A 26,189-nucleotide genomic window follows, 5' to 3' on the forward strand; every position below is an offset into this window, starting at 1 on the left:
GACCACAAAAAAGGTCCATTTTGATATGCAAAAGGACCTATAATATCTAAAGCGGAAATATATGTTGCCTTCATAACCTCTCTGGATTATCTTAAAGGACCTTTTTATCGTTACTATTTTACCTTATTCTACATCATTTTACAAGATTTTTTTTAAAATATTGCAGAATGGTGAATGTCTTAATAATGTCAATATTCAGTAATTGCTTTTATGGAGGTTTTTTCTTATTTTAAATGTGGCTTTTGTTTCTTATATATAACACACTTATCTTCTAATAATTTAAAATCACAACAAAAACTTTTTAAAAAATCATCTTTATCATGCTTAACGATATCATATACATTTGACACCTTTAATAATATCTCTTTTATCACCTCTTTTTTTCTCAAATATGTATATTCACTTATCAAATAATCTTTATATTTTTCTTTTTCTATATTTACTAAGTTACAATATCTTAAATCAACAGGAATCATATTATTAATCAATAACGCCGAAATTAATATACCACTCTCATTATAAATTTCTACAGTAGTTCTTTTATTTCTTTTTCTACCATCTTTTCTTAATGGTTTTGATGTTAACGGAATTACATAAAAAATGTTTTCTAAAGATACAATAATTCCCGTATATTTTCTATCGCTTTTTAAACTGACTTTCTTATCAAATTGATATAAATATCGCCTATATTCATCTTCCACTTCATAAAACCTTATCTTTTGATCCAACAGCGTTAATTCATCCATTTTTTCACCCCTTTTTAATTTTAAATAAAAATTGAGATTGCTTAATGCAATCTCAATTTTTTTGTCCACTAAAGTAGGACCTTCTCTGTTTTTCATCGCCTACTATAGCAAGGCCACTCTCGTTTTACATCGTCCACTAAAGCAGGACCTCTCTCGTTTTACATCGTCCACTAAAGCAGGACCTCTCTCGTTTTTAGGTATTTCTACCTTCACTTATATTATACATTTTATATAAGAAATGTCAATGATAATATTAACTATTTGCAATTAGTATACAAATCAAACCATTTAGGAAAGATCAACTTTTTTGCATCACAGTTGTCTGTACAACATTAATAAATTCTTCCTTACGAATTCTATATATTGGATATCTAATTTATGATGGTTTATTCTCTATTATTTCTATACGTTTCTATATATTGAAAAGCTTAACTTTTGCATATTTATATATATTGTATTTCGTATTGTTATATCTATATCTTTATCACAATTTTCAAAAAAATCATAAATGATGATTCATCATCAAACATTATCCATAATATAAAAATAAATTTCCATACCTGTTTTTGTTAATTCATACCATTTATTTTTTCCTATTTTTTCAACATCGAATATATCATATGTATATACCTTTTTCATAATATTCGTCAAATAATTTTTTTGTAAACCTAGCTTGTCTGCTAATTCTTGGTGTGTGATTCGTCTTTCTTTATAAACTATTTTTATAATATCTATCATATGACAATTCAAATCTAATATTGTTTTAGGATTTACGCTTTCTTCTTTTAAGTTATCCATAAATTCCTCGATTTTTATAAAAGCGAATAATTGTCCTATTCGAAATGTTTGATAAAGTAATTGATGTTCTGATAAATCTAGATCATCAATCTGATCAAATATATCATAGTGTAGAGCATCAAATTTTTTCATATATTCACTTTTCTTTGAAGTTTTCATATACATACAAATTTGTTTTATTATACTACCTATCACTTCGTCATCATATCTCATTGCTTCTACTGAAACACTTTGATTTAAATCGTTCATAGTGATAACTTGCCAATTTAGCTCAAAATCCTTATTTATAAATGATTGCGATTTCATAGTATACCTCCTAAGTTGTTTTATAGTTCACAACAGTTCACGCCACTATTATATCATGATTTCTACAGCATTAAAGATTATTTATAAAAATCCAAAAAAACAGATTAAACAAAGAGTATGGATTGGTAAATTTAAAATAGCAATTTTTAAGTTTTTCATACTCTTGCATTATGCAAAAACTATAGATTTCTTTATCTATACAATAATTAGGAAGGCATTCTATCTGCATAATCTAATGGATACTCCCTCATTTTCCATATTTTATCAATAAACTTTTCGCATAATACTCACATGCAGGTTCACAATAATGTCAGGAGGTAATTAAAAATGAAAAAAGAAAAATCTAAAAAACAGAGCACTAAGTTTGTGGCAGCACGTCGTAATTCTGATGGAACTCTAAGTGAGTTTAAAGATGCAGAAGGAAACACTTATGATTATGAACAGGCATTAGAAGCAGTTGAACAAGGTTTGATTGAAAATGCATTGCCTTTTACTGGCCGTGATGGTGCACGTCATATCCGTGGAGTAAATGACGGAGATGAATCAACAAACTTAAGAAACTTAAAAGAATTCTAGTATGAAAAAGAACATATGGAGAAATTAATCTTCCATATGTTCTTTTATTTCTTCTACTTCATAAGCTAAGCTTTCTTTATAATTTCCTATCGTTATATGCAAAGATAGAAATGCTATTACCAATAATACAATGTTGACAATTAAAAATACCTGACCAATCAATCGGATATAGATAATTGCGCCATTAAGAGAAGAAGCACGTAAAGCAATCACAACAAGAATCGTACAGACAATAAATTCTGCCAACAGCAAACTGATGACATAAGTTGTCTTTTTTTTATTGATATAGAGTGCGTATGCCATGATACAGACAAATCCTTCTAACAACTCCATTGTTCCGATATTTTCTAACAATAACTTTAATATTCCTAAAGGCGTTACTTTCGTCAATGATATCGCATCCAAGATGACTCGTGATATATAACTAGAATCTAAAATTGGATAAGACAGCATTTCAAATAATGAGGTATAAGAACCACGGGATACTAATAATATGCCTAATAAAATATATGGAATGATAAAGATGATAGAAACAATCAGAAATATCAACATACAGACATGGACACGTTTTTCTCTTGTATCGATCCACGCATCATAAGGCAGCATCATTTTTCTAACCAGTCTTCCCCTTTGATGACTTCTACGCCGGATAAGCCTGGATAATCTAACTGTCGCAATACTTCATAAATGATAATTGCTGCACAATTGCTTAAATTCAGACTTCTGGCATTGGCAACCATTGGCAAACGCATACAACGATCCAAATGCTGGGAAAGTATTTCTTTTGGAATACCTGTACTTTCTTTTCCTAATACAAGATAAATATCTCCCTCACATGCTGTAAAGTCAAACTGGCTTGGTGCTTTCTTTCCATATCTTGTCATATAATAATAGTTTTCACTAGGGTGCTGGGATACAAATTCATCCCAGTTTTCATATACATGATATTCCAGCTCTTTTACATAATCCATGCCAGCGCGTTTTAAGTGCTGTTCATCTAATGAGAAGCCTAATGGTTTGATCAAATGCAACACACTTCCTGTTGCCATACATGTACGCATCATATTTCCTGTGTTTTGAGGAATTTCTGGTTCATATAATACCAAATGTAACATCGTTATTTACCTTCTTTCATATAATTTAAAAGCATTTGAATTGCTTTTCCACGATGGCTGACTTCATTCTTTTGATCTTCACTCACATTCGCTAATGTAGTTTTAAATGGCGGATAATAGAAGATTGGATCGTATCCAAAGCCTTTCGCACCTTCGATATGATCATAGATTTCTCCTTCTACAACACCTGTAAATACATTTTCATGTCCATCTGCATCGATATAGGCAATCGCACATACGAATTGTGCTCCTTTATCTTGCGCATCTTTTACCTGATCAATGATATATTGATTCTTTACATCATAACTGGTATCTCTGCCTAAAAAACGTGCGGAGTAAATACCAGGTTCTCCATTCATCGCATTGACCGCAAGACCACTATCATCTGCGATTACTTCGATATGCAACTTATCATAAATGGTTTTGGCCTTTATCAATGCATTTTCTTCAAAGGTGGTTCCATTTTCTTCAATATCTATTTCTTCATCTAAATCAAGCAGGCTTCTTACTTCATAGCCATATGGTTGTAACATACGTTTAAATTCTTCTACTTTATGCGCATTACTTGTCGCAATCATAATCTGTTTCATCGTTTCCACTCCTTTATTTCCAGCGTATCTTTATCAATTAAGTATTGTTTTGGATAGCTTTGTGAGGTATTGTACACTACGAGCTGATAACATATATGACCATTATCATATCCAAGATCTATAAGTCCATAACGAAACAGCTGGTCCTGGTTTCCAATGCCTGCATCTACACAATGATACATCAATTCTTTCTTTTTTTCCAGTGATACATAAGATTTTATAAAGCGCTTTGGACGCTGTTTATGGATAGCATAATATTCCATCAATAAGAGTGCATCCACCATCATTTCATCTTGATCTTTTAGAATATCTTTTACACAGGTAAACAATTGATATGGCTGATAAGGACGTGGCAATTTCGCATATGCTTTTCCTAATGCCATAAACATGGTGAAAGGACTTGTATACCAGCCTTGTTTCAATACTTGTGATAAAGTATAACGAAGCTTTCCACTGTTCCAGAATTTTTCAGTTGCATCGGCACAATGATGAATGGATTGTAATTCTTCTTCACTCAGCCAATTGGTTTTCTGGATATCATAAGGTGGTATGATAGAATACTGAAAGCCATATTCTTCCTGCTGGGATTTTAGTTTGGTACCTTTTAATAATTTTAAGATACCTAATTGTACTTCACTTGCCTGTAAAGCGAATAGTTCATCATAGGATTTATGAAAACATTCTAAATCTTCATAAGGAAGGCCGGCAATCAAATCTACATGCATTGTACAACCTGCTTTACGAAGGCGCTCTATGACTTCTTTCAAACGTTTATTGTTTTGTATCCTGCCGACAGATTCTAAGGTCTGTTGGTGGAAGGATTGTACACCGATTTCAAATCGAAAGCGTGTGACATCGGCTTCTTCACAAAAGAAATCTAATAATTCTTCACTCAGTGTTTCTGCGACAATTTCAAATTGAAATATTTGATTTACGCAATATGTATTCATATATCTTGCGATAGCAAGGGCACGTTTGGGATTACTGTTAAACGTACGATCTAATAACTTCACCTGTTTTACATCACTATCTTTGATTTTCTCCAACAGATGAAAAACATAATCATCAGAAAACATACGTACACAACGATCAGCACTGCTTAAGCAATAGGTACAGCCATAAGGACATCCTCTGCTTGTTTCAAGATATAAATAACGATCTTTCATATGGGATTGATCCATCTCCATAAAATAAGGATCATCAAAACTTTCCAGCCATGTTAAATCAACACGCTGATATTCTTTGTTGGGATATGCTTTGGTATACATGCCTTTTACTTCATAAGCAACTGGCTGTTTTAACATTTCAATATATTCCCAAATGCATTTTTCTCCTTCTCCAATACAAATGGCATCGACGCCTTCCTCTAATAAATCATAAGATTCATAGGTGACTTCAGGTCCCCCTACAATGACATGTATTTCAGGTTTTAATGCTTTGATGGTTTTAATCAATGCTTTATGAATTTCAATATTCCAGATATATGTGCTCAAACATAAGACATCAACACCTTGTTCCATGATTTCTTTTGCGATACGTTTTACATCATCTTTGATGGTATATTCCTTGATGATAACATCTTCCTTACAGGGGGATGTGGTATACAACCAGCGGATAGCCAGGTTTTTATGTATATATTTGGCATTACAACTAGCAAGCATAATGTTCATTTATTTTCACCTTCTCGTTAGTATTTTACCAAATTTACGTAAAATATGCTATGATAATAGGCGGTGATTATTGATGGACTATAAAGATTTAATGGATTCTTTATTTTTTAATACAGATATTGTGTTGGAAGATATGCAAAAAGGATTGACCAACCACAATTATTTATTAGAGATGAACAATGAAAAACTGGTGTTGAGAGTACCTGGCAGTGATGCAGATCAAATCGTGGAGCGACACCATGAAACGCTGGCGTTAGAAGCGATTAAAGATGCCGATATTGATGTAGAAACCATTTATTATGATGAAATCAGCGGTTATAAAGTAACCCGTTATATGGAAAACGCTTTGACATATGGAGAATGTCAGGATGAAAATAAGATTGAACAGGTCGCGGCTTTGATGAAGAAATTTCATGGGTTACATAAACTGATTCATGAAGATTTTGACCCACTCAAACGTTTACGCAATTATCAATCTCAGGTGCAGCATCCATGTGTGGATGTATCAGAATTTGCATGGATAGAAGATAGCATTTCTCATTTAAACAATCCAAAAGTATTGTGTCATAATGACTGGGTCGATGGTAATATGTTATTTTGTAATCAACGTGTATATTTGATTGACTATGAATATGCTGCTGATAATGATCCTTTATTTGATGTTATGAGCTTTTTAAGTGAAAATCAGATTACAGATGAAACTCTTCGTGAACGCTTCTATGCTGTTTATTTTGATGAAATGAATGATCAGATAAGAAAAGAATTGGATTTATGGGAGAACTTCCATAATTATCTTTGGTGTTATTGGGCAATGATGATGTATGAAAGCCGCCGTGAAGATGTATATAAAGATATTGCAATGGATAAATATCAGGCATTGATGCAGAAGAATCAAGCATAAGAAAAGAACCACGTTACATGTTGTGGTTCTTTTTTCGTTATCTTACACTGTCCTTTTCTTCTACACGATAGAATGGTTTCTTTTCTGGCAGCATTTTCTTTTCAATCATGGCAAATAAACACTGACATACATATGATGTATAAGCTTCATAATCATATTGTAGTGATGTGATTGCCGGTGACATGACATTCGTAATGGAAGTACCACCAAAACATACCATAGATACATTTTGAGGAACAGAAATATGATATTCTTTTAGATATTTGTTTACCGGAATTGCCATTTCATCTGATTGCAGAATCAGCAGATCGATTTTTTCTTTAAATACATCCTTAATCTTTTCAAACAGGTCATCATAGGTACCATCACTAATGACAGGAATAATATCAATTGGCTGTTTCAAAGCATGGTATGCATTGCGGATACCTTCTAAATGATCTTTCGTCAATTCTTCATCACTGCCAAGGTAGCGTATAATCAAATGCTGTTTATCCAACAGATATTTTGCCAGAAGATTTGCGGCATGCACTTCATCCATCGCTACATCATTGCCTTCCATATGACTGCGTAAGAATACATAAGGAATCGCAGTTGTGCGAAGCTGTTTCATGATAAATTCAGCACTGCTGCAGCTTTCGATCAGAATACCATTTACATTTTGTACAATAAAAGTTGTCAGGTACTGTTCTTCCAATTCTTCTTTTCCTTCTGTCATAACGATTTGAAGCATACATCCAGCTGCAGATAAAGTCTGTTGAAGATATTTCAGCATCGTTCTAGTACGATAATCACTTAAATCTTTTGTTAGAAGTGCTAATTTATAACCTTTTTTCTCAACACTTTTCTTTGCTTTGGCTTTTGGTTTTTTCACTTCTTCTTTTTTGACTGGCTCTTTTTTCTCAGGTGCACTAAATAATGTTTCTTCTTTTACGGATGCGCCTTTTGGCACATATCCCAATTCATCAATGGCCGCCTGAATTTTTTCTGCAATTTGTGGCTTTACGTTTTCCTGTTTCAAATAACGTGAAACCGTTGGTTTTGATACGCCCGCTTTCTCTGCAACATCTGCAATGGTAGGTTTTTTCATAACAAACATCCTCTCTTTGCCTTTGCTTTTTATTTTACCTTATTTTTTCTCAAATGAAAAGGCTTTTTTAAGCCTTACAGATAGTTTCTATAATATATGCGACTGCATATTCGTCATTTGTTTTGGTAACATAACTTGCGGCATCTTTAATTGCCTGTGTGGCATTGCCTACCGCAATGCTGTGTGGAAATAATTGCATCATGGAAAGATCGTTCATACTATCTCCAATAACCACTACTTCTTCAGGTTTGATGCCAATGCGTTTGATATATTGCATTAGAGTCGTACCTTTTTGTGCACTGACTTCTGTAATCTCAATATTTTCTGAAATAGAATCAGATAATGCCAGTTCTTTATGTTCACTCAGTTGTTTTTTTACCTTGCGTGCAACTTCCACATTCCCACCGAATGTTTCCATTTTATAAATGACTGGTTTCTCACTTAAGTAAGCATCGATATCCTTGATTTCACGTTCATACTTACAAAAAGCATTCCGCTCCATCACATCTATGATTTCCGTTTCTTCTAGGCCATGCTGTTTCATATGTTCGATAAATTCACGTTTGGCTTTTTCTATATCTGGTGTACAAGTTCCTTCTTTTGTGTACATATTGTAGCACAAATCCTGTCCCTGCATGATTTCCATAACAACCCTGACATTTTCTAATTTCATTGGATTTTCAAATAAGACATTTCCCTTTTCATCAGCGATCATTGCGCCATTTACCAATAGATGATTACAGGTAATGCCATGTGGTTCAAATATGGAAACAACACTGTCATATGTTCTTCCAGTTGCACTCATAAAGGTGATTCCTTTTTCCTGTAACTGTTTAATTGCTTCTGCATTTTCTTTTGGAATGCTGTGGGTACCATCCAGCAAAGTACCATCCAAATCACATGCTACTAATTTGATCATTTTATCTACCTCTTTCTCCAGGGTATATTTTACCATTCAAATCACTGTATTCCAACACCAAATTTATGTTAAAATAAAAACAAGGAGTGATAATATGTTAGAGATAGGTACAAAGGCAATTGATTTTACCTTGCCAGATGAATTGGGAAATGAAGTTTCTTTACATGATTTTAAAGGAAAGAAAGTTGTAATTTATTTTTATCCAAAAGATAATACCCCGGGTTGTACAAAGGAAGCATGTGCTTTCAAAGCTGCTTATGATGGCTTTAAAAAAGAAGATGTTGTGGTTATTGGCATCAGTAAAGATACCCAGAAGGCTCATCAGAATTTCAAAAAGAAATACGAACTGCCTTTTATCTTATTAAGTGATGTAGACCACAAAGTCATTGAGGCTTATGATTGTTGGAAAGAAAAGAAATTATATGGAAAAACATATATGGGTATTACCAGAAGCACTTATGTGATTGATGAAGATGGCATGATTATTCAGACATATCCAAAAGCAAGTCCGGATAAAAATGCTGGTGAAATTTTAGCATTCTTAAATCAGTTATAAAGAAAACCAGCAGTGCTGGTTTTTTTATGATGCTTTCGTGGGTTTTCGATCAAATGGCTTTTTATCTAAAAAATAAATTGCTGTAATGCTGATACAGTTAAAAAGACTTAGTACATGACCGATTTTTGTGCCAAATACCTGAAATACAAATCCTAAAGTATTCAACAGCATTAACATAGTGGCAAGAAATAATAAAATCTTATCGGATGTCTTTATTCTGACGTTCATCAAAAATCCCCCTTTAACGTTGGTTATACCTTAATTGTAGTTGAAACCTACAAATAGGTCAACGGGTTAAAGAAATTTTGGAAATGACCCTTCATTTTTGTACAATAGAGGCGGTTACATTGCGTGATTACGACAATTGTAATGCATGCTGAAGATGAATGCCAATATGTCCGATACCTAAAATCGTGATAGAAAGCAACATCCAAATTACCTGACCATGTATTCCTAACAAGAAAAAGGCAAGTACTGGAAGGGTTGCGCCAGCAAGTGGAATATGTAAAAAATCACTATAGAAATCGTGCAAAGATTGCTCACTTCTAAAATATTGCATCCAAAATCCTTCATATAACAACATACAGATGAAAGCGATGATCAACCAGATATTTGCCTGCCATGTATCATGAATATTAAAATCTGAAAATATAATTGCACATGTGCATACCAGCACCTGTCCAATCCGCTCAAACAGTAATAATATTTTATTTTCTCCAATAGGATCATATCCTTTTGGCTGATGCTTTGTCCATATAATATTTGGTATCATCAACATCATCAAAAATATAACACCAATATAAGAAAATCCTAAATGACCTGCCATATAATCCTTCTTTCTATTGTTTTAAGGATGCAATCTCTTGTATACAATATTGATTCTTTCCCTGATGTTTGGCTTTATATAATGCCTGATCACTTTGTTTATATAATTCTTCAAAAGTGATATTTCTTAAATGATGACCAAACACAACGCCACAGCTAAACGTGATATATTTTTTTTCATTTCTAAAAGCTTCCTGATAAAAACATCTAAGTTTTCCTTCTAATGCTTCTTTCGAGATATTAAAACAGAATACACAATATTCATCTCCACCGATTCTACCAACATAGGCATTATCTTTAAATACCTGTTTTAGATAATTACCAGTTTTCATAATGACTTTGTCGCCTTCTGGATGTCCAAACTGATCATTGATATTTTTAAAATCATCAATGTCAAATATCAATAAAGCACAAGTTTCCTGCTCCTGAATCTTTTGAAGATAAGCAGCCGTTTTTTCATTCATAACTCGCTTATTCAATAAGCCGGTTAATGGATCCAATTCTCCTAGTTTTTCCTTTGTGATGTCTTTCATAATGCCAATAACACGTTTTCTTTGTTCAGATAAAGGTGAAATAGATACTTTATACCATGCAAATTTTCCATTAGAATACATGACCTTTATGGTACATTCGTTATCATAAATACCTTTTCGTGTTTCTAAAAGCATCTTTTGCAGTTTTTCTAATGATTCATCATCCAGTTCTCCATTCATAAAAATCTGTTCCTTTAAATCGTTTAAAGAGCTGGTGATTTGTTTGATTTTTGTGGTGTAAAACTTTGTAATACCACCTGTTTGTAAATCATATTCAAAAAGGATATTATTGGTTTGTGCAAGAGCTACACGAAAGCGTTCTTCATTCATTTTTATATCTTCTGCCTGTTGTTGAATTTCCTTTTTTTGAAGTAATAATTCATTGGCATATTGTTTTTCTTTTTTTAAGTTATAATTCGTATAACTATATAATAAAATTAAGAATGCTGCCAGAATAATAAAGAATGGTGCACTGCTAATCATACTTCTTCCAGCGCTTTGTTCAATAAAGTTATTCATTAATTCTCCATAAAATCCAACATATAATCCCCAGCCAGTTTCCTTTATTGGTGCATAAGTCAGATAATTTCGAGAACCTTCCCACAAATATGATCCATATCCTGTTTTTCCATTCAATGCCTGTGCCTCTAAATCAGCAACCGTTTTAGATTCCTCATCCTGATCTTTAATTTCCTGTGCATTGTATTTTGTCGTGATCCAATCATAGTTTTCTTCACGTGCGGACGCAATATTTCTTCCATCTTTTCTTACGATATAAGCAGTGCCCTCTCCTGTATCAAATTGAATACTCTCTAACCAATGACTGATACAAAAACCATCTAGACGTATGACCAGTAAAGATTTTATTTTTCCATTTTCCAAAAGAGGTGAAGCGATTGCAAACACATATTGTTGATCAGATGTAAAATCTGGTTCAATCACACTAGTATTCTTATTTTTAAATGCCTCGTTTAAATCTAATTCATTCTTCCAATTTATGATATTTCCTTTTGCATCCAGCATTGTACCATCGCTATTAGCCAAAACATAATCAATGCCATCTTCTGGTAATAACATATTAGACAACGCATCTGCTTGTTCCATTTGTGAGCCATGTAAAAGGATATCATGGTGTTCTTTAATCTGGCCTTCAACATCCATTTTTAAATTTTTAATTTGTGATTCTACCTTCTCTACACCAAGATCACGGATCACGTGAATGGTTTCTAATGTTTGATTTACTGCTGCATCAAAAAATACCTTGTGATTAGTTTGAAATGTTAACAGGCATAAAACCAGAATGGAAACCGCCATTAATGCAGATATACTGATTGTGATAAACGACCTTCTTTTGTTCATGTCTAGCCACCCCATTTACACATGCATGCACAAAACATAAATATATACAGCTTAAGTATATCATGATTTAGGGCATGCGTGGAAATTTATGTTATAAAAAAGGCAAGATGTTTTGTATCTTGCCTTGATTTTATCTTAGTACATTCCACCCTGTGGCATAGGAGGCATTGGTGCTTCTTTTTCTTTGATAGCAGCAACACCAGCTTCTGTTGTTAAGAACAGAGCAGAAATACTTGCGGCATTCAATAATGCACTTCTTGTTACCTTTGTAGGGTCGATGATGCCTTCATCAAACATATTTACCCAAACACCGTTCTTCGCATCAAATCCAACATTTTCTTCTGCATGTTTTTGAGCTTCTACGATTTCTTCAGCGTTATATCCTGCATTTTCAGCAATCTGTTCAATTGGTGCCAACAATGCATCAAATACCACTTTGATACCTTTTTGAACATCCACTGTTTCAGATTTCAATTCATCTTTTAATGCTTTATAAGCTTCCACAAGAGCAGCGCCACCACCGATAACGATACCTTCAGCAACAGCAGCACGTGTTGCATTTAATGCATCTTCAATACGTAATTTCTTTTCTTTTAATTCAGATTCTGTTGTTGCGCCAACTTTGATGATTGCGACACCATCACTTAATTTACCAAGACGTTCTGCATAACGTTTCTTATCATATTCGCTCTTGCAGTTTTCCATCTGTGCGCTGATTTCATTGATACGTGCTTCGATTGCTGCTTTATCACCAGCACCACCGATCATAGTTGTATTGTCTTTTGTGACAACTACTTTCTTCACAGTACCTAAATCTTCAATCTTCATTTCTTTTAGATCCATGCTTAAATCTTTAGAATAGAAAGTTGCATTTGTAAGAGTTGCGATATCTGCTAAGATATCTTTCTGGTTGTCACCAAAGCCTGGGGCTTTTGTAGCTACAACATTGAATGTACCACGTAATTTATTGACAACAAGAGTAGATACGACTTCATTTTCAATATCATCTGCGATGATCAATAATGGTTTGTTTGCCTGTAATACCTGTTCTAATAATGGCAGGATTTCCTGAACATTGCTGATTTTCTGATCAGTTACAAGGACAAACGCATTTTCAAGAACAGCTTCCATTTTTTCATGATCACTTACCATGTATGGAGAAACATATCCTTTGTCATACTGCATACCTTCACTGATTTCTAATTCTGTATCAAAACCATTAGATTCATCTACAGAGATTACACCGCTACGTCCAACTTTTTCCATTGCTTCTGCGATAATCTGACCGATTTCTTTGCTTCCACTAGAAATTGCCGCAACACTTGCGATATCATTACTTGTTTCTACTTTACGAGATTTATCAAGGATGTGTTTTGCAACTTCCTTGCTGGCATATTCAATACCTTCTCTCATCAGGACTGGATTTGCGCCTTTTTCAACCTGACGTAAACCGTTGCTGATCATGCTCTGGGCTAAAATTGTTGCAGTTGTTGTTCCATCACCTGCAGTATCATTGGTTTTGTTTGCTACTTCATAAACCAGTTTTGCACCCATATTTTCAAATTTATCTTCTAATTCAATTTCTTTTGCGATGCTGACACCATCATTGGTAATTAATGGAGAACCATATTCTTTTTCAAGTACGACATTACGTCCTTTAGGTCCTAATGTTACACGTACAGCATCAGCTAGTGTATTTACACCTTTTAACATTGCATCTCTTGCATCTTTTGAAAAACGAACTTCTTTTGCCATCTTTCCATTACCTCCTTGATTAAGCCATCACAGCTAAGATATCTTCATCTTCGATGATGATATATTCTACTTCATCTACTTTAACTTTTGTACCAGAATATTCTTTGTAAACAACGCGGTCATTTTCTTTGATATCCGCTTCACTGTCTGGTCCAACTGCTACTACGGTAGCAATGCTTGGCTGTGTCTTGTTTGGCTCAGTCAAGATAATTCCGCTTGCTGTTTTCTTTTCTACTTCTTCTTTCTTTAAAATGACGTTCTTGTGTAATGGTTTTAACATTTCAAAGTACCTCCTTCATCATTTTAGCACTCGCAGTTCATTACTGCTAACACCATATATTATACTCACTTTTAGCACTTATGCAATAGGATTGCTAAAATTTTTTGAAGAAATTTTAAAAGGATGAAAATAAACATAAAAATACGTTGTTAAGATATATTTACCTGTTGTTTTCTCAATATTTATAAAGAAATGAAACTAACATCTACAAGATATGAATATTATAAGTTACGCATACAGCTTCTTAAATATGTATAAAATAGCGTTTTAATATTTCTTTTCCATCTTTTACTTCATTTTCAAAAACTCCACCATTTGATAGAATTGTATGAATGCTTGCCAAATTATCTTTCTTTGCCACAAGTAATACATCATGAATTGCAAATCGTCTGCATATTGCCAAAGCTTCCTTCAGCATCTTTTTGCCATAGCCTTTTCCTCTTTGATTTCTAGCGATACTATAACCGATATGTCCACCATATTGAAAAAGGTAGTCATTTAATTCTAAGCGGATATTAACCATTCCCAATAATTGATGGTCTTCCACAAATAAATATTGTCTGGCACATACCCTGCCTTCTGGCAGCGTCTGCTTTTGTTCATGACAATCGATCCATTTCTTCCAATCTTCATAATGCTCATAGTTTTGAAGATCACCACTTCCACAGATAACTGCTTCATCTAAATGCTCTAATCGATACTGCATGATAGCTTCTTTGTATTCTTCTTGTACATTTATTAGCATATATTCTCCTCCCTATAAAAAAGACAATCAGTGAAATAATCGCTGATTGTCTGCGTGATTAATGATGACATCCACCTTCACTGTGATCTCCACAGGTGTGTCCTTCTTCATGATGATGGTTACAGCTTCCACTTGGATCATCTTTCAATGTACCTGCTTTTAAGGCATCAATGATGACATCCACGTTTCCATTCGCTCCAGCAATCACCTGGATATTGTTTTGTGCCAAAGCATCTCTAGCACCCTGCCCAATACCTCCGCAGATCAGCGTATCTACATTTGCCTGCGCAAGTAAGGTAGCAAGTGCACCATGTCCACTTCCTCCACTTGATAATACTTCTTTGGATACGATTTCACCATTTTCCATATTCACTAATAAGAATGAAGGACACTTTCCAAAGTGCTGGAACACCATATTGTTTTCCATTGTAATTGCATATCTCATTTTGTTCATCTCCCTATTTTGTATACATCTCATCTGTAAGTGTTAATTTAAACTGTTTTAAGAATGTTTCAATATCGGTTTTTACATCTGTTGCTTTTTTGATATGGATATTTTGACGTTCCCATGTTTTCACTGCGATTTCTGCATTTGGAATACCAAGTTTTTCAACAGTTGCGGCTTCTACCTGCGCTTTGATTTTATCGCTGTCTTTAGGTGCTGTTTCATTTGCGAATTTTGCGGCTTCTTCGATATAGCTTGCGACTTTATCTTCACTGCCTTTTTTCACAAACAATGCTGCCTGTGGATATCCGCTGGATTCCAGATTGTTTTTTTCTTTGTATTCTTTCTGCAGATCCTTGATAATTTTTAACTCAATACCTTTTTCTTTTGCTTTCGCAATTGTAGCAGTCGCTGCAGGTTCTGCCATTAAGCCAACACTAGCTTTACCACTTAACAACTGTGCCTGTACATCATTCACGGAATTGAAGTATGTAGGTGTTGCTTTGATTGTGGATAAATCCATGCTTGCATTTAATACTTTCTGAGGTACTGCTTTTTCACCGAATACTGCAAATGTACCTTCTTTATCTAAGGCATCATCACTTGTACCAACGATATACAGATTACCCCAAGTCACAACCTGGCTCAATGTATAATTGCTTTTTCCTTTATTCATCAAAGCTGCTCCCTGGTTGATTGGTGCTACAATGATATCATAGCTGCCATCCTCCTTGGATAACTCTGCCGCAAGCGTGTCCGCACCATCTACTGTTTCCATGGTCACCTTGTCATTTCCATATAAGCCTAATAAAGAAAGACTTGGTGCTCCCATTGGTGTCAATACTTTGATTGGTTCTTCTTGCTTTGCTGTTGAGCATGCAGTAAGCGTTAAGGCTAATACTGCTGCCAGTGCTCCCTTGAATAATTTCATAAACGTTTCTCCTTCACTTCTGCACTCAACATAGTGATAAATTCATCAAGAGGCATTGTGATGGATTCTTTACTCATCGCTTTACGTATTGTTACACTTCGATTTTCGATTTCACCATCACCAATGACCAACTGATAAGGTACCTTCTGCATCTGTGCTTCTCTTATACGATACCCCAATTTTTCATTTCTTGCATCTAATTTGCTTCTAAATCCTAAAGCATTCAGTTTTTCATTGATTTCTGATGCGAAATCTACATGTTTTTCATAGTGTACGGGTACGACCATGACTTGTGTTGGTGCTAACCAAGTTGGGAAGTGTCCTGCAAAGTGTTCAATCAGGATACCGATGAAACGCTCGATGGAACCAAAGATAACACGGTGTAACATAACAGGACGTGCCTTGCTGCCATCACTTTCTACATAAGATAAATCAAAACGTTCTGGCAGGTTCATATCCAGCTGGATTGTTCCACACTGCCATTCTCTTCCTAAAGAGTCTTTGATATGGAAGTCTAATTTAGGGCCATAGAATGCACCATCGCCTGGATTGACTTTATATTCTTTACCTGCGTGAACACATGCATCCGCAAGTGCTTTTTCACTCTTTTCCCAAATTGCTAAATCTCCAATATATTTCTTTTCAGGACGAGTAGATAATTCAATACGGTAGCTTAATCCAAATACGGAATATACACGGTCAATAAATTTGATCAATTCCATAACTTCGCTTTCAATCTGATCTGGACGCATGAAGATATGTGCATCATCCTGTGTAAATGTACGTACACGGAATAAACCATTTAATGCTCCACTTGCTTCATGGCGGTGTACCTGTCCAAGTTCACCCATACGAAGTGGTAAATCTTTATAGGAATGTAAAGCGTTTTTAAATACTAATAAAGAACCAGGACAGTTCATTGGTTTGATTGCGAATTCACGATCATCTACCATTGTTGTATACATGTTTTCTTTATAGTTTTCCCAATGTCCACTGACTTCCCATAATTCCTTACTCATCATAATTGGTGTTTTGATGAATTTATAGTTTTCTTTTGTATGTTCTTCATACCAGAAGTTTTCTAACAGATTACGGATAATCATACCATTTGGCAAGAAGAATGGCATACCAGGTGCATATTCACTCATCATGAACAAGCCTAATTCTCTACCAATCTTTTTGTGGTCACGTTTTTTTGCTTCTTCCAACAGATTTAAATGTTCTTCTAATTCCTCTTTTGTTTCAAAGCATACACCATAGATTCTCTGTAACATCTTATTGTTGGCATCGCCTTTCCAATAAGCGCCTGAGTGTTTTAACAGTTTAAAGTTCTTTAATTCTTTCACAGTATCTACGTGAGGTCCACGGCATAAGTCGATGAATTCTCCCTGTTGATAGCAAGTGATGTTTCCATCTTCTAAATCTTGAATCAAATCGATTTTATAAGGATCATCTTTAAACATTTCCAAAGCTTCTGCCTTTGAGATTTCTTTACGTACGATACGTTTTCCATCTTTTGCGATTTTCTTCATTTCTTTTTCGATTTTAGGAAGATCCTCATCACGGATTACTTCATCTCCTAAATCAATATCGTAGTAGAACCCTTCACTAATCACTGGTCCTACCCAGAATTTTGCGTTTGGATATAAACGCTTAACGGCCTGTGCCATCATATGTGCACAGCTGTGATTCATTACACTTAATCTTTCATTTTCTTTAATGTCGATCATGTTCTTCATTCCTTTCTTACATTTATACATATAAAAAAGACTGCCATCAAAGGACGTCAGTCTTACACGCGGTACCACCTTTGTTCATATTTCAAATGAAATATGCCCTCTTACCTGTTAACGCTGGTTATATGCGGCACACCTTTTCAGGGGCAACTCCAAGGGAGTAAGTACAACATCTTTCAGAAAGCTTTCACCTGCCGCTTTCCTCTCTACATCAGAATATTTGTACCCATATCCTTTTCTTCGTTTTTGTTTTACTTTTATTTTATACAACTTTTTTTAAGATATGTCAATTCTTTCGCGTTTTTTCCTTCCTTTTTCCTCCAATTCCAGTATTTTGATTTCTATTTTACCATTCAGAATGCTAAAAAATAAGAAAAATTAACATTATATGAATTAAACATTCTATGAGTACTTGTGATAGAATAATCTCATGTAGATTTCATCAAAATATTGGTAACTGTGAAATTTACCAATATTCAGTATAATCGACATCATGAAAGAGGGTGTATTATGAGAAAGACTTATGGCTATGTTCGTGTATCGAGCCAGGATCAAAACGAAGCACGACAGTATCTGGAGTTGATTGAATTCGGGATTGAAGAAAAATACATCTATATGGATAAATTAAGCGGAAAAGATTTTAACCGTCCTTCCTATCATCAGCTGGTATATAAGAAAATAAAGCCGGGAGATCTGCTGGTCATCAAAAGTATTGATCGTCTTGGCAGAAATTATAATGAGATTCTAAATGAATGGAAATACATCACAAAGGAAAAAAATGTAGATATTAAAATTCTGGATATGCCATTATTAGACACGGATCAAAGTAAGGACTTAATTGGAACTTTAATAGGGGATATTGTTTTACAGCTATTGTCGTTTGTTGCGGAAAATGAACGCATCAATATACGACAGCGACAAGCAGAAGGCATTCGTGCCGCAAAGATACGCGGTGTTCATTTTGGAAGGCCAAAAATTGACTTTCCAGAGGACTTTGGAGAAATCATCTATTTATGGGAAAAAAGTGAGCTGCAAAGCAAAGAGGCCATTGCATTATCAGGATTTAAGTATTCAACTTTTTATAAGAAAGTAAAAGAGTATAAAGAAATCATGCATAAAGCATAAAAGGTAGGAAAAACTCCTACCTTTTCTACAGCTTACCAGCTTCCACCACTACCGCCGCCAAAACCGCCGCCGGAGAAGCCTCCACCGCCAAATCCACCAGAAGAGAAGCTTCCACCTCCACTTCCAGATTTCGCAGGTGGGATATAACAGACTGCTTTTGAAATATCACGCATACAATAATGGAAATGATTCCACCACAACATACTCATAAAGACATCTCCCTGATTGCCTACATACCAGCCAGGGTTTGGCAAGCCGATGTTTTCAAATTTTTTCACCCATACATCACTGATTCCAAGTACATACGCATAAGGCAGTACTTTAAAGAATGCATATGGATCATCCTTTGCCAACGCTTCAATTCGATCTTTTTCACAGCTTTCAATAAACTCTTTTAACCCAAGAATCTGTCCCAGCCATGCATTGCCTTTCTTACTGCGTTTATCCATGAAAACCATAATGACCAATAGTCCAAGTGTCACAAGGGTTGTCAATAAGATTACATACCAGCTTGTTTCCAGCTGCATTTGTAAAATCACACCAGCACCAATACAGATGCCGTTACATATCAATAAAACGATCATCAGGATAAAGAAAGTAGAGCGTTTCATCGCATAACGTTTTCTGATGAATAAAATCCATGGAATGATTGTGATTAATAAAATCAATGATGGTATCATAAATGGTAAAGAAAGTGATATTGCATCATATTTGGCATATGCCCCCGCAAAGGATGCGATTGCCTGTGGCAACACAACAATAAACAACATCACACATTGTAATACCAAAGAGGCTTTCATATATACCTGATTCTCTTTTTTAAAATGATTTTGAATCTGTATTTTTGTTTCATTCATCGCTTTACTCATTTTCTCCGTTTTTAAATCATCTTCTTTTACGATATAATCCTTAGAGAAGATTGCAGAAAACAGCGTTCGCTCATAATCATTAGCTTCTATGCCAAGTTCTTTACGTTTCTCAAGCTGGAAGCCTTCATTTTCATCATGAATCAAAATATTCCCATTGTTTGCCCACTTCAAAATCAAAGATACCGCATCCCGATCATCTACGATATGATCGATTACATAGCCCACACCTGCACTATCTAAATCTTTTGGTGGATCAAATTCCACTGTCACAATGACTTCATCATCTTTACCAAAACGAATAAATAAAATCAGACTGCCAAGCAGGATGATCAGAGTAATACCAATCACATACGTATCATAGTTTTTATCTTTTGTAAAAGTAAAATAATCTTTTGGTAGATTAACCATAATGGTCGCCTGCTCTTGTGAAAACAACATTTTTGTATTGTGTCCACTGATGATATTACCATCTACTTTTACACTTAATTTATTGTTATTTTGACCATAGCGCCCTGTAGAAACATATATGTTTTCACTATCAAATACTTTTGGCATGGTAATACGATAGGTAAAGTCCTTAATGGTTGTGTCAAAGCTTCCTATCAGATTCCAGTACAGCATCTGTATGCCATCAAGATCTAGATCTTTTGTTTGTACACGATAAGAAAGACGATAAGACTGTTTTCCTATGACTTCTTCATCTTCATCGCCTAAACGTATGGAAATCCCATCATAGTTCTTTTCTACCTTATATGGTCCATCACATTCTATATGACTAATAGGAAAGTAATAGGACTTCTTTTCTTTTACGCCATCTACATTCCAATCCATATCATATACGGTTGGAATGTTACGATAAAAGCCATGACGTCTTTGCAGGAACTTTAAATCATAGGTTTCAGTGATATCAATACTGCCATTTTCATGTACGACCATTTCTATGTTCGCCTTTTCAATATCGAATGCTTCCTTTGCGGACAGCGGTGTCAGTGACATCATGCAGCAAACCATGATCATGATCCATAAACTTATCTTTTTCATAGTCCCTCCTTTGAAAAAAGGAATCGTATGCATAATATGGTAAACGATTCCTTCAGATTATTTAAAACTGTACGTTTACATTTTCTCTTTGTGATGCGTCATTTACCTCATACATTGGTTTCTTTGTAAAATGGAAGATACCGGCTAATATATTGGTAGGAAACATCATGACAAGGTTATTAAACTTCAGACATACAGCATTGTAGTATTTACGTGCATTCGCGATATCATCCTCAATTGACTTTAAATCAGCCTGTAAAGACATGAAGTTTTCATTAGCTTTTAATTGTGGATATTGTTCACTGATTGCAAATAATGATCCAATCATGCTTTGGAATTTTTGTTCACACTTGATTTTTTCATCCATTGATGTGGCATTCATTGCACTGCTTCTTGCTGCAATTACCTTTTCCAATGTTTGAGATTCATGTTTGGCATAACCTTTAATTGTTTCTACCAGATTAGGGATCAAATCATAACGTTTCTTCAAGAATACATCCATAGTAGAGAATGCTTCTTCTACTTTATTCCCCATTTTGATAAATTTGTTGTAACTGCTGATCAGCCAGATGACTGCAATTACTAATACGATTCCTATAACAATCAACGCAATTTGCATATATATTCTCCTCTCTTGTTTTTTTGATTATACCATTTATGAAAACAGTACGCAATATTTCTTGTAATTATGGAAATTTATATCATCAGATTGCTGTTTTCTTACAATTTTATATGCAATATCCAAAAAAAGACTAACGCATATACGTTAGTCTAAAATACAAAGTTTCCATTCTCAAAGACAGTTACCTGTGTGCCATCTTCTTTGATACCGATGACTTTCATATCTTCATTACCAAACATGAAGTCCACATGCGTTAATGACTGATTGACATCTGCTGCCAGTAATTCTTCTTCACTCATATCTGTTCCATGTTCAATATTGCCCGGATAGGCACTTCCAAGTGCCAGATGGCAGCTTGCATTTTCATCAAATAAAGTGTTATAGAATAAAATACCGCTTTGTGAGATTGGTGATTCATAAGGAACAAGTGCTACTTCACCTAGGCGATTGCTGCCTTCATCAAAATGAACAAGGCTTGCCAAAGCATCTTTTCCCTCTTTTGCATCAAAATCTTTTACGACGCCATCTTCAAATGTCAGCCAGAAATCTTTTACCAGTGTACCATTATAATCTAATGGTTTACTAGCAACAACTTTACCATATACCCCACTGCGTGATGGTGTGGTAAAGATTTCTTCGGTTGGCATATTAGGATTAAATGGAATATTTGTTTCAATTGTGACATCATTTCCACCAGCCCAGATATGACCTTTCACAAGTCCTACATGTAAATCTGTACCTAAAGAATTTGTGAAATGCAATTCTTTGAAATTGTGATCATTTAAAATCTTCACACGTTTTTGGAAGCTTTCATTTAATTCTGTCCATTCTTCAATTGGATCATTATCCTCACGAACATGTACACAGGATAAAATGCGTTCCCATAATTCTTCTACAGCTGCATCCACATCTTCAAATTCAGGGAATACAAGGGCTGCCCATTCAGGATTTGGTACTGCGACAATGCTCCATTGTGCCTTATTGGCATTGGTATATGCGCGTACTTCTTTACTTGCTGAAGCCATTGCCATACGACGTTTACTGATTTTATCAGCTGGCACATCTTTCATAATACCTGGAATATCACTGATGATATGCAGGATGCATCCACCTTCTTTAAAATAATCCAGCTTACTATCTACCTGCCATGCATGAACATTGCTTAATGTTTCTTCACTTTGGTGTATATAATCTTCTCTGATATTATAATCATCTACATAGGTTACAATTACCTGTTTTGCGCCATGTGCATAAGCTGCTTTTACACATGCACGTGTCATATCTACTGCATCAATGCTTGCGTTGATCATCAGTGTCTGATCTTTTTGAAGATTGACACCTTTTACGATAGCAAGCTCTGCATATTTCTCTAATCTTTTTTGGTCAATCATATGTTCTCCTTGTCAACATAAGATCTAGGCAGCATTGCTGCACCAACAATACCTGGTTCTTCCAACTGTGCTTCTTTGAATTCTACTGTCTGCATACCTTTATGAATCATTGTACGATAGTAAGCTTCCATCTTATCGAAGAATACATCTTTACCCTTCATAACGCCTCCACCAACAACGAATACATATGGGTCAACAACATGTGCGATAGCTGAGAACATAACCGCTAAATCATAAGCAACTTCATCACAAAGCTTCAATGCTTTTTCATTGCCTTCTCTTGCTAAATCAAAAACATCACCTGCATGTCTGATCTTGTCATCACCAAAGATTGCTTTTCCTTTTCTTGTGATTGCAGTTCCACTAGCTTCATTTTCTACTGCGCCTACATTTAAGTAATTTACTTTTTCACGGTTACGGTCAATGATGATATTTGCTACTTCACCTGCGTGACCATTTTTACCAGCAACTACACGCTGATTTACAACCAATGCGCCACCAATACCAGTAGAGATGGTTACATAATATACTACAGGCAGACCTTTTCCGGCACCAAGCATAGCTTCACCCATACCAGCAACATTTACATCATTGTCAACGAATGTTGGCATATGGAAATGATCACTGATTGTTTTTGCGATTGGGAAGCCTTCAAATCCTGGAAGGTTGGTAGCTAAAACCATTTTTCCTTCAATGGTATTCACTGGTCCTGGAACACCCATACCGATTCCTTCACAATCAGCATAGCCATCAATTTTTTCAATCATAGAAATGATTTTATTAATCACATGCTCTGTTCCCTGTGCAACTTCTGTAGGTTCTTTTACAATCTGTAAAATATTACCTTCTTCATCAACTTTTGCTACACGGACATTTGTACCACCTAGGTCTACTCCAATATACGTTTTCATAAAAAAAACTCCTCCTTTAAAATCCTTGTATATCAATATTTTACCACTTTTATGTGTATTTTCCCACTTAATATGAACGATTTTAGAAAAATAAAACAAGATATCACAAACGTTTTTGTTTTCACACCACAATCATACAGAAAATGCTATGATTGATAGACAAAATCAACAGTAAACTGACGGTTTCCATCAATTGGATGCTCCCATGATGGAACGATTTGATAACTGCTTATGGTATCTGGACATTCTTCTGCTTCTTTTTTCGCATAGTTTTCCGCTTCTTCATAAGTCATAAATACCTGTCCACTGTTTCCAATATATTGTGTATTACTCATGACGACAACTTCTTCTTTTGGAACCGTTACTTCTTCTTTTACCACTGTTTTCTCTTCTTGTTTTGTTTCTGTCTTTTCTTCTTTTTTATCTTCTTTCTTATCTTCCTTTTTTACTTCTTCTTTTGGCTGTTCCTGTTTCTGTTCCACTTTTTCTTCTTTTTTTTCACTAGCCGCAATCCGCTCTTCCAACTCGGCTGGGGTTATTTCTTTTGGTTTGATTTCTTCTACAGGTCCTTCTCGATCAAGACGTGGTGTTAAACTGTTCCTTGTTTCTCCCAAGGTATCCAGAAAAGCATAGCCAGGCTTTTTTTCCTGTACTTCCGGTTTCAGATAGGTAATACCTGCAAAAAGGATAATCGCAACTGCAACCATTGTAAATAAATGATCTGATAGCTTTTTCTTCATTGTCCATCCTCATTTCTCTTTTCAAGTAGTTTATCATTTCTTATAGCTACTGTCTAGATATTAAAAAAAATTTGGATATCCGTATATAAAAGTGTTCAATTCTGACAAAAAAAGCATAGCGTTTCTGCTATGCTTTCATAAAATCTGTTTTGATTATTTTACTTCAATGATCTTCATTGTGTTTGTAGCACCGCATCCTACAGGATATCCAGCAACGATGATGATTGTTTCACCAACTTTGATTCCCATATCTTTTGCGATGGCACGAGCCAATTCACATTCATTGTTCTGGTTGTTTGTTACTTCAGAAAGAACAGTTGTAACACCCCAGTTTGCAGCTAATGAACGCTGTGTCTTTTCATCAAAAGTAACAGCGATGATTGGTGCTTCTGGACGGAATTTAGAGATTCTTCTTGCAGTTGTTCCACTCTGTGTAAATGCGATAACAGCAGCAACATCAAGTGCCATTGCAGTATCCGCTACAGAGATAGCGATTGCATCGTTCTTTGTTCTCTGGCTAGTCTTGATTGCATTCTTTAAACGTACTGCATAAGGAATTTCTGGTTCCATAGCTTTTGCAATCTTATCCATTGTCTGAACAGCTTCTACTGGATATAAACCAGCTGCTGATTCACCAGATAACATGATTGCATCTGTTCCATCAAGGATTGCATTCGCAACATCACTTGCTTCTGCACGTGTAGGTCTAGGGTTGCCCTGCATACTTTCCAACATGTGAGTTGCAGTTACAACTGGTTTACCTAATGCATTTGCAGTCTTGATAATTTTCTTCTGATAAATAGGAACTAATTCAAGAGATACGTCAACTCCCAAGTCACCACGTGCAACCATAACACCATCAGCAACTTCAAGAATTTCTTCCAAATTATCGAAACCTTCTTGGTTTTCAATCTTTGGAATAATCTGAATATCTTCTCTTCCTTCTTCTTTTAAAATCTGACGGATAGCTAATACATCATCTTTTCTTCTTGTGAAAGATGCAGCGATGTAATCAACACCCATTTTACAACCGAAACGGATATCTGCATCATCTTTTTCTGAGATGAATGGCATACTTAATTTAACGCCTGGCAGGTTACATCCTTTTTTGCTCTTTAATGTATGAGGATTTTCAATACGGCATGTTAATTCACCGTCTTTTTTATCGATTACTGTTAAACGGCATTTACCATCATCAATCAGGATAGTTCCATCAACCTGTAAATCGTCAAAGATTTCTGGACACTGGATGTGGAATTTTTCGTGTGTTCCTTCGATTTTTTCACGAACGATTTTTACGATTTCACCTTTTTCATAAGTTTCTGATCCATTAGCGAAGTCACCTAAACGTACTTCTGGGCCTTTTGTATCAAGTAAAATCGCAACACTTTTTCCTGTTTCTTTTACAACTTCACGAATCGTTTTAATACGATTTCCATGTTCTTCATAATCTCCATGAGAGAAGTTTAAACGGATGATGTTCATTCCGTTGTTTACCAGCTTGGTCATCATTTCTTTGCTTTCAGAAGCTGGACCAATGGTACAGATGATTTTTGTTTTTCTTTTTTGCAGCATAAATTCAATTTCCTTTCCTAATTACCTACGTGTTTGTAATTT

General features: G+C 35.0%; 27 protein-coding genes and 1 other annotated feature. Of the genes, 4 read left to right on the forward strand and 23 right to left on the reverse strand.

The features are described 5' to 3' along the window. Positions 1-224 precede the first annotated feature (224 nt). Positions 225-842 (reverse strand): type III toxin-antitoxin system ToxN/AbiQ family toxin, encoded by a 618-nt coding sequence (locus DW114_RS03425; protein WP_117452395.1) that lies wholly within the window; start codon positions 840-842, stop codon positions 225-227. A gap of 426 nt (positions 843-1,268) precedes the next feature. Continuing rightward, complete coding sequence (locus DW114_RS03430) at positions 1,269-1,850, reverse strand: hypothetical protein (protein WP_117452396.1); 582 nt, start codon at positions 1,848-1,850, stop codon at positions 1,269-1,271. A 327-nt stretch (positions 1,851-2,177) separates the two neighbouring features. On the opposite strand from DW114_RS03430, the gene DW114_RS03435 reads away from it, so the two are divergent. Then, positions 2,178-2,426 carry a DUF3892 domain-containing protein gene (locus DW114_RS03435; protein WP_117452397.1) on the forward strand — a complete coding sequence of 83 codons (249 nt, stop codon included), beginning with the start codon at positions 2,178-2,180 and terminating at the stop codon, positions 2,424-2,426. Positions 2,427-2,450: 24 nt separating this feature from the next. On the opposite strand, the gene DW114_RS03440 is transcribed toward DW114_RS03435, so the two are convergent. From DW114_RS03440 to DW114_RS03455, 4 genes are read right to left on the reverse strand one after another with little or no spacing between them, the layout of a single operon-like run. Further along, positions 2,451-3,035, reverse strand: coding sequence for a hypothetical protein (locus DW114_RS03440; protein ID WP_117452398.1), 585 nt, complete (start codon positions 3,033-3,035; stop codon positions 2,451-2,453). Continuing rightward, entirely contained in the window at positions 3,032-3,541 is a 510-nt protein-coding gene (locus DW114_RS03445; protein WP_117452399.1) for a tRNA (cytidine(34)-2'-O)-methyltransferase, read from the reverse strand. The genes DW114_RS03440 and DW114_RS03445 overlap by 4 nt, the downstream gene beginning before the upstream one ends. Before the next feature lie 2 nt (positions 3,542-3,543). Beyond that, complete coding sequence (gene rdgB / locus DW114_RS03450; protein ID WP_117452400.1) at positions 3,544-4,131, reverse strand: RdgB/HAM1 family non-canonical purine NTP pyrophosphatase; 588 nt, start codon at positions 4,129-4,131, stop codon at positions 3,544-3,546. After that, positions 4,128-5,801 (reverse strand): B12-binding domain-containing radical SAM protein, encoded by a 1,674-nt coding sequence (locus DW114_RS03455; protein WP_117452401.1) that lies wholly within the window; start codon positions 5,799-5,801, stop codon positions 4,128-4,130. Before DW114_RS03455 ends, rdgB begins: the two co-directional genes overlap by 4 nt. A gap of 73 nt (positions 5,802-5,874) precedes the next feature. Between DW114_RS03455 and DW114_RS03460 the strand changes: the two genes are divergently transcribed. Further along, a complete protein-coding gene (locus DW114_RS03460; RefSeq protein ID WP_117452402.1) occupies positions 5,875-6,702 on the forward strand; it encodes a phosphotransferase in 828 nt (275 codons plus the stop codon). A gap of 37 nt (positions 6,703-6,739) precedes the next feature. Here the strand turns inward: DW114_RS03460 and DW114_RS03465 are convergent, their stop codons facing one another. Beyond that, on the reverse strand, positions 6,740-7,789 hold the full coding sequence (locus DW114_RS03465) for a LacI family DNA-binding transcriptional regulator (RefSeq protein ID WP_117452403.1): 1,050 nt from the start codon (positions 7,787-7,789) through the stop codon (positions 6,740-6,742). A gap of 67 nt (positions 7,790-7,856) precedes the next feature. Beyond that, entirely contained in the window at positions 7,857-8,708 is an 852-nt protein-coding gene (locus DW114_RS03470; protein ID WP_158552157.1) for an HAD family hydrolase, read from the reverse strand. A 94-nt stretch (positions 8,709-8,802) separates the two neighbouring features. On the opposite strand from DW114_RS03470, the gene bcp reads away from it, so the two are divergent. Then, the gene (gene bcp, locus DW114_RS03475; RefSeq protein WP_117452405.1) at positions 8,803-9,264 is read left to right on the forward strand and encodes a thioredoxin-dependent thiol peroxidase; all 462 of its coding nucleotides are present in this window, start codon (positions 8,803-8,805) and stop codon (positions 9,262-9,264) included. Positions 9,265-9,288: 24 nt separating this feature from the next. Here bcp and DW114_RS03480 read toward each other — a convergent pair whose 3' ends face one another. The 9 genes from DW114_RS03480 to thrS form a co-directional block, all read right to left on the reverse strand. Further along, on the reverse strand, positions 9,289-9,492 hold the full coding sequence (locus tag DW114_RS03480; protein ID WP_117452406.1) for a hypothetical protein: 204 nt from the start codon (positions 9,490-9,492) through the stop codon (positions 9,289-9,291). A gap of 127 nt (positions 9,493-9,619) precedes the next feature. Next, entirely contained in the window at positions 9,620-10,090 is a 471-nt protein-coding gene (locus DW114_RS03485; protein ID WP_117452407.1) for a hypothetical protein, read from the reverse strand. Between the two features lie 13 nt (positions 10,091-10,103). Further along, the gene (locus DW114_RS03490) at positions 10,104-11,981 is read right to left on the reverse strand and encodes a diguanylate cyclase domain-containing protein (protein ID WP_158552156.1); all 1,878 of its coding nucleotides are present in this window, start codon (positions 11,979-11,981) and stop codon (positions 10,104-10,106) included. 135 nt (positions 11,982-12,116) lie between these two features. Further along, positions 12,117-13,736, reverse strand: coding sequence for a chaperonin GroEL (groL, locus tag DW114_RS03495; RefSeq protein WP_117452409.1), 1,620 nt, complete (start codon positions 13,734-13,736; stop codon positions 12,117-12,119). Positions 13,737-13,755: 19 nt separating this feature from the next. Next, positions 13,756-14,016 carry a GroES family chaperonin gene (locus DW114_RS03500; RefSeq protein WP_117452410.1) on the reverse strand — a complete coding sequence of 87 codons (261 nt, stop codon included), beginning with the start codon at positions 14,014-14,016 and terminating at the stop codon, positions 13,756-13,758. 244 nt (positions 14,017-14,260) lie between these two features. Beyond that, complete coding sequence (locus tag DW114_RS03505; RefSeq protein ID WP_117452411.1) at positions 14,261-14,761, reverse strand: GNAT family N-acetyltransferase; 501 nt, start codon at positions 14,759-14,761, stop codon at positions 14,261-14,263. Between the two features lie 58 nt (positions 14,762-14,819). Then, positions 14,820-15,206 carry a NifB/NifX family molybdenum-iron cluster-binding protein gene (locus DW114_RS03510; protein ID WP_117452412.1) on the reverse strand — a complete coding sequence of 129 codons (387 nt, stop codon included), beginning with the start codon at positions 15,204-15,206 and terminating at the stop codon, positions 14,820-14,822. A 13-nt stretch (positions 15,207-15,219) separates the two neighbouring features. Further along, positions 15,220-16,137: a hypothetical protein gene (locus DW114_RS03515; RefSeq protein ID WP_117452413.1), complete on the reverse strand. Its 918-nt coding sequence runs from the start codon at positions 16,135-16,137 to the stop codon at positions 15,220-15,222. Then, on the reverse strand, positions 16,134-17,867 hold the full coding sequence (gene thrS / locus DW114_RS03520) for a threonine--tRNA ligase (protein WP_233509523.1): 1,734 nt from the start codon (positions 17,865-17,867) through the stop codon (positions 16,134-16,136). Before thrS ends, DW114_RS03515 begins: the two co-directional genes overlap by 4 nt. Positions 17,868-17,913: 46 nt before the next feature. Beyond that, positions 17,914-18,123: a binding site (T-box leader), on the reverse strand. Positions 18,124-18,383: 260 nt separating this feature from the next. Here thrS and DW114_RS03525 point away from each other — a divergent pair. After that, complete coding sequence (locus DW114_RS03525) at positions 18,384-18,998, forward strand: recombinase family protein (RefSeq protein ID WP_117452414.1); 615 nt, start codon at positions 18,384-18,386, stop codon at positions 18,996-18,998. 32 nt (positions 18,999-19,030) lie between these two features. Here DW114_RS03525 and DW114_RS03530 read toward each other — a convergent pair whose 3' ends face one another. From DW114_RS03530 to pyk, 6 genes are all read right to left on the reverse strand, one after another. Then, positions 19,031-20,908 (reverse strand): DUF2207 family protein, encoded by a 1,878-nt coding sequence (locus DW114_RS03530; RefSeq protein WP_117452415.1) that lies wholly within the window; start codon positions 20,906-20,908, stop codon positions 19,031-19,033. A gap of 61 nt (positions 20,909-20,969) precedes the next feature. Continuing rightward, positions 20,970-21,527, reverse strand: a complete 558-nt coding sequence (locus DW114_RS03535) for a LemA family protein (protein WP_187426201.1) — start codon at positions 21,525-21,527, stop codon at positions 20,970-20,972. 152 nt (positions 21,528-21,679) lie between these two features. Then, positions 21,680-22,921: an aminopeptidase gene (locus DW114_RS03540; protein WP_117452416.1), complete on the reverse strand. Its 1,242-nt coding sequence runs from the start codon at positions 22,919-22,921 to the stop codon at positions 21,680-21,682. Continuing rightward, complete coding sequence (locus DW114_RS03545) at positions 22,918-23,832, reverse strand: ROK family protein (protein WP_117452417.1); 915 nt, start codon at positions 23,830-23,832, stop codon at positions 22,918-22,920. The genes DW114_RS03540 and DW114_RS03545 overlap by 4 nt, the downstream gene beginning before the upstream one ends. Before the next feature lie 146 nt (positions 23,833-23,978). After that, the gene (locus tag DW114_RS21225) at positions 23,979-24,572 is read right to left on the reverse strand and encodes a hypothetical protein (RefSeq protein ID WP_158552155.1); all 594 of its coding nucleotides are present in this window, start codon (positions 24,570-24,572) and stop codon (positions 23,979-23,981) included. Positions 24,573-24,725: 153 nt separating this feature from the next. Next, complete coding sequence (gene pyk, locus DW114_RS03560; protein WP_117452420.1) at positions 24,726-26,147, reverse strand: pyruvate kinase; 1,422 nt, start codon at positions 26,145-26,147, stop codon at positions 24,726-24,728. Positions 26,148-26,189: the final 42 nt, after the last annotated feature.

Origin of the sequence: Absiella sp. AM09-50 (assembly GCF_003433845.1) — a bacterium.
Taxonomy (GTDB): Bacteria; Bacillota_I; Bacilli_A; order Erysipelotrichales; family Erysipelotrichaceae; genus Hoskinsella; species Hoskinsella hominis.

Bases quoted from the DNA above. Each gene is read 5' to 3' on its own strand.
- rdgB (WP_117452400.1), bottom strand. From the start codon at position 4,131: ATGAAACAGATTATGATTGCGACAAGTAATGCGCATAAAGTAGAAGAA.
- pyk (WP_117452420.1), bottom strand. From the start codon at position 26,147: ATGCTGCAAAAAAGAAAAACAAAAATCATCTGTACCATTGGTCCAGCT.
- DW114_RS03455 (WP_117452401.1), bottom strand. From the start codon at position 5,801: ATGAACATTATGCTTGCTAGTTGTAATGCCAAATATATACATAAAAAC.
- DW114_RS03465 (WP_117452403.1), bottom strand. From the start codon at position 7,789: ATGAAAAAACCTACCATTGCAGATGTTGCAGAGAAAGCGGGCGTATCA.
- DW114_RS03430 (WP_117452396.1), bottom strand. From the start codon at position 1,850: ATGAAATCGCAATCATTTATAAATAAGGATTTTGAGCTAAATTGGCAA.
- thrS (WP_233509523.1), bottom strand. From the start codon at position 17,867: ATGATCGACATTAAAGAAAATGAAAGATTAAGTGTAATGAATCACAGC.
- DW114_RS03425 (WP_117452395.1), bottom strand. From the start codon at position 842: ATGAAAAACAGAGAAGGTCCTACTTTAGTGGACAAAAAAATTGAGATT.
- DW114_RS03545 (WP_117452417.1), bottom strand. From the start codon at position 23,832: ATGAAAACGTATATTGGAGTAGACCTAGGTGGTACAAATGTCCGTGTA.
- DW114_RS03500 (WP_117452410.1), bottom strand. From the start codon at position 14,016: ATGTTAAAACCATTACACAAGAACGTCATTTTAAAGAAAGAAGAAGTA.
- DW114_RS03445 (WP_117452399.1), bottom strand. From the start codon at position 3,541: ATGTTACATTTGGTATTATATGAACCAGAAATTCCTCAAAACACAGGA.
- bcp (WP_117452405.1), top strand. From the start codon at position 8,803: ATGTTAGAGATAGGTACAAAGGCAATTGATTTTACCTTGCCAGATGAA.
- DW114_RS03440 (WP_117452398.1), bottom strand. From the start codon at position 3,035: ATGATGCTGCCTTATGATGCGTGGATCGATACAAGAGAAAAACGTGTC.
- DW114_RS03530 (WP_117452415.1), bottom strand. From the start codon at position 20,908: ATGAAAAAGATAAGTTTATGGATCATGATCATGGTTTGCTGCATGATG.
- DW114_RS03460 (WP_117452402.1), top strand. From the start codon at position 5,875: ATGGACTATAAAGATTTAATGGATTCTTTATTTTTTAATACAGATATT.
- DW114_RS03435 (WP_117452397.1), top strand. From the start codon at position 2,178: ATGAAAAAAGAAAAATCTAAAAAACAGAGCACTAAGTTTGTGGCAGCA.
- DW114_RS03480 (WP_117452406.1), bottom strand. From the start codon at position 9,492: ATGAACGTCAGAATAAAGACATCCGATAAGATTTTATTATTTCTTGCC.
- DW114_RS03525 (WP_117452414.1), top strand. From the start codon at position 18,384: ATGAGAAAGACTTATGGCTATGTTCGTGTATCGAGCCAGGATCAAAAC.
- DW114_RS03515 (WP_117452413.1), bottom strand. From the start codon at position 16,137: ATGAAATTATTCAAGGGAGCACTGGCAGCAGTATTAGCCTTAACGCTT.
- DW114_RS03470 (WP_158552157.1), bottom strand. From the start codon at position 8,708: ATGATCAAATTAGTAGCATGTGATTTGGATGGTACTTTGCTGGATGGT.
- DW114_RS03505 (WP_117452411.1), bottom strand. From the start codon at position 14,761: ATGCTAATAAATGTACAAGAAGAATACAAAGAAGCTATCATGCAGTAT.
- DW114_RS03490 (WP_158552156.1), bottom strand. From the start codon at position 11,981: ATGAACAAAAGAAGGTCGTTTATCACAATCAGTATATCTGCATTAATG.
- groL (WP_117452409.1), bottom strand. From the start codon at position 13,736: ATGGCAAAAGAAGTTCGTTTTTCAAAAGATGCAAGAGATGCAATGTTA.
- DW114_RS03485 (WP_117452407.1), bottom strand. From the start codon at position 10,090: ATGGCAGGTCATTTAGGATTTTCTTATATTGGTGTTATATTTTTGATG.
- DW114_RS21225 (WP_158552155.1), bottom strand. From the start codon at position 24,572: ATGAAGAAAAAGCTATCAGATCATTTATTTACAATGGTTGCAGTTGCG.
- DW114_RS03540 (WP_117452416.1), bottom strand. From the start codon at position 22,921: ATGATTGACCAAAAAAGATTAGAGAAATATGCAGAGCTTGCTATCGTA.
- DW114_RS03535 (WP_187426201.1), bottom strand. From the start codon at position 21,527: ATGCAAATTGCGTTGATTGTTATAGGAATCGTATTAGTAATTGCAGTC.
- DW114_RS03510 (WP_117452412.1), bottom strand. From the start codon at position 15,206: ATGAGATATGCAATTACAATGGAAAACAATATGGTGTTCCAGCACTTT.